Below are 2,455 nucleotides of genomic sequence, written 5' to 3' on the forward strand. Positions count from 1 at the left end.
GTTGAGATCGGGGAATTGCATAAGGGGATGGGGAGATGGAGGGACGGGGGGACGGGGGGACGGGGGGACGGGGGGAGTGCTTGATATTGCTTTTACTCCTAGAGCCTAAAGCCCAAAGCCTAATTCCTAGTCCCTAAAGCCTAATCTTCTAAATAATTGTTAAAATATAGGTAATCGCAAATTTCTCAATATAGGTGGCAAGCGAGGTATTTATTTAAAGATCTCGACGATCCTAACCAGATGCAAAGACGAACTCTATTATCGGCTGCGTTGGTACCGATCGGTACAGCAACCGGACTTTATTTTTTAGCCACCAAGACACCCCCAATGACAAAGACACAAGGCGAATTTGAAATTACCAAAACTGACGAAGAGTGGAAACAAATCCTGACTCCCGAACAGTTTAGTGTATTGCGAAAACATGGTACAGAACGCGCTGGTACCAGTATTTTGGACAAAGAGTACGGGAAAGGTCAGTTTGTCTGCGCTGGCTGTGATTTACCGCTATTTGTCTCCGATACCAAGTTTAATAGTGGCACGGGTTGGCCGAGTTTCAACGATCCGATTCCTGGCGCGATCGATACTTCTGTAGACAAATCCTTATTTGCTACCCGCACTGAAGTCCATTGCCATCGCTGCGGCGGACACTTGGGACATGTATTTGAAGACGGCCCGAAACCGACAGGTTTACGCTACTGTATGAATGGTATTTCCATGAAGTTTATCCCTGCTGCATAGGTAAACTTTCAGGCAGACGATCGCTACCGATCGTCTGCCTGTATTGTATTCTAATATATAAAAATATCCTAATATTCTACATTCATTATTATATTTACTCACTATAATAAAGATAGCGAGTATTCTCACTCGAATTATTAAGTTACGATCGCTCGACCTTCTCAATCGATCTCGACAACCATACATCTATTAGATGAGGTAAATCATGTCACAAACTGTTGCAGATTGGATGAATCGCGAGTTGCTAACTGTTACTCCCAGCACGCAGCTATCAGACGCAGTTAAGTTATTAGTCGATCGACATATTAGTGGTTTACCTGTAATTGATGATGAGGGTAAATTAGTCGGTGTAATTTCCGAATCAGATTTGATGTGGCGCGAGCAAGGTGTCGAGCAACCCCCCTATATGCTCTTTTTGGGTGGTGTAATTTATTTCCAAAATCCGCTGACATACGAGCGAGATCTACATAAGGCGTTAGGGCAAACCGTTGGTGAAGTGATGACACCTCATGTAATCTCTATTACGGCGGATACAACGCTACCAGAAGCCGCCAAAATCATGCACGATAAAAAGATTCACCGTTTACCTGTGGTAGATGAAAATAACCACCCGATCGGCATTATTACCGAAAGTGATATCGTCCGCGCGATCGCATCTGTGTAAACTTAGATAAGATCGATACAGCGAAATCCTCGACTTCTTAAAGAAGTCGGGGATTTTGACCATTCTAGCTTACTACTCGATCGCATCATTTAGAATTAGACAATGTTTGGGGTTCGTGCAATACGCCTGCAATAATCTTCCAGTCACCTTCGGCTTTACGCATTGTATAGGTAAACCCAAAGTGTTCGATTTCCTCATCTGCTTGATTAAATCGCTTGGCAACTCCAACAACTAGTCCTTGATTGTCACTGAGTTGACTAACTTGAAGCGAGAGAATCTTACTCTCTTTGAAATTGTCATGTCTTAACTTATCCATAAGAGCTGTGAATAACCCAATTACCTCATTTGACTCGTTCATAACCATGACTAAATCCGAACTCATCATTATCGAAGGTACTTGAAAAAATGGTTCAACTTTTGTTGGATCTAGTAAGTTAAATGCTTCTGCATATTTAAGAAATGTATCGCGAATTGCATCGAGTTGGTTGTTCATAATCTTTTTTCTGGATTAGGTTGTTGGTGTAAAAAGAGCCGAATCAAATCGGCGGTGGTATCTGCATGGCTATATGAAAATCCATGCGCTGCCTCGACAATTATTTCCAATTTGGCATTAGGAATTTTGGCTGCTAGTAGATCGCTATTCGATCGAGGAATTGCAATATCCTTATCTCCGGTGATGATGAGTGTGGTGGCTTGAATATCGCTCAAAGTATCGCAAGTATCGTGGCTTGCAAAGGCTTGAATCTGACGCTGCAAAGCTGCATCGCGACTATGCAATGGGGTCGTTTCGGCGAGAAATTCTGTGAGTTCCTGACTATTGGCTTTAATGAATGTGGGCGTAAATAGTAAGTCTAAAAGATTGCCACTCATCACACCACTGATATCACCCATCTGACTGCAATTACCCCCCGCCATCGCACAGCCGAGAATCAGCTTATCTAGCTTATCGGGATATTTTAGAGCAAATTGCTGGGCGATCGCACCACCCATACTGACACCAAATACATGCGCTTTGGGAATGTTCAATGCGTCTAATAACCCTGCGGCATCATC

The 2,455-nt window shown here is 43.1% G+C and carries 4 protein-coding genes; 2 read left to right on the forward strand and 2 right to left on the reverse strand.

Features of this window, described 5'->3' with window-relative positions; genetic code table 11:
- Positions 1 to 240: 240 nt before the first annotated feature.
- Together msrB and RMO35_RS13565 are read left to right on the forward strand one after the other, a co-directional pair.
- Positions 241 to 738 carry a peptide-methionine (R)-S-oxide reductase MsrB gene (msrB, locus tag RMO35_RS13560; RefSeq protein WP_309741828.1) on the forward strand — a complete coding sequence of 166 codons (498 nt, stop codon included), beginning with the start codon at positions 241 to 243 and terminating at the stop codon, positions 736 to 738.
- A gap of 205 nt (positions 739 to 943) precedes the next feature.
- Positions 944 to 1,402 carry a CBS domain-containing protein gene (locus RMO35_RS13565; protein WP_309741829.1) on the forward strand — a complete coding sequence of 153 codons (459 nt, stop codon included), beginning with the start codon at positions 944 to 946 and terminating at the stop codon, positions 1,400 to 1,402.
- A gap of 85 nt (positions 1,403 to 1,487) precedes the next feature.
- On the opposite strand, the gene RMO35_RS13570 is transcribed toward RMO35_RS13565, so the two are convergent.
- Complete coding sequence (locus RMO35_RS13570; protein WP_309741830.1) at positions 1,488 to 1,895, reverse strand: hypothetical protein; 408 nt, start codon at positions 1,893 to 1,895, stop codon at positions 1,488 to 1,490.
- Positions 1,892 to 2,455, reverse strand: a 564-nt coding sequence (locus RMO35_RS13575) for an alpha/beta hydrolase (protein WP_309741831.1), incomplete at its 5' end; no start/stop codon positions are given. The genes RMO35_RS13570 and RMO35_RS13575, both read right to left, overlap by 4 nt.

This window comes from Chamaesiphon sp. OTE_20_metabat_361 (assembly GCF_031364565.1).